This is a genomic window from Epilithonimonas hispanica, assembly GCF_003385395.1.
Classification (GTDB): Bacteria; Bacteroidota; Bacteroidia; order Flavobacteriales; family Weeksellaceae; genus Epilithonimonas; species Epilithonimonas hispanica.
Map to the genome: position 1 here is coordinate 1 of NZ_QNUG01000128.1, position 775 is coordinate 775.

Consider the following 775-nt stretch of genomic DNA (forward strand, 5'->3'; position numbering starts at 1 on the left):
ATAGTTAGTAGGATTAGACGCGAAACCTTGTGATCTACCCATGGGCAGGTTGAAGCTTTGGTAACACAAAGTGGAGGACCGAACCGGTTGACGTTGAAAAGTCTTCGGATGACTTGTGGGTAGGGGTGAAAGGCCAATCAAACTGGGAGATAGCTCGTACTCCCCGAAATGCATTTAGGTGCAGCGTTGAGACAAGTTTATTAGAGGTAGAGCTACTGATTGGATGCGGGGGAGTCAAATCCTACCAATTCCTGACAAACTCCGAATGCTAATAAATGTTTCTCAGCAGTGAGGGCGCGGGTGCTAAGGTCCGTGTCCGAGAGGGAAAGAACCCAGACCAACAGCTAAGGTCCCTAAATATATGCTAAGTTGAAACAACGCGGTTGGACTGCATTGACAGCTAGGATGTTGGCTTGGAAGCAGCCATTCATTTAAAGAGTGCGTAACAGCTCACTAGTCGAGCGGTCCGGCATGGATAATAATCGGGCATAAGCATATTACCGAAGCTATGGATTTGTACATTAGTACATCTGGTAGGGGAGCATTCTATTTGCGCCGAAGCAGTATCGTGAGGTATTGTGGAGCGGATAGAAAAGAAAATGTAGGCATAAGTAACGATAAAGCGGGCGAGAAACCCGCTCACCGAAAGACTAAGGTTTCCTCAGCCATGCTAATCAGCTGAGGGTTAGTCGGGACCTAACGCGAACCCGAAAGGGGTAGTGGATGGACAATGGGTTAATATTCCCATACTTGCTCACACTAAAAAGGGGACGGA

The 775-nt window shown here is 47.6% G+C and carries 1 rRNA gene; it reads left to right on the forward strand.

Annotated features, from left to right (window positions below):
- Positions 1–775 (forward strand): 23S ribosomal RNA (locus tag DRF58_RS18180); the annotation flags it as partial.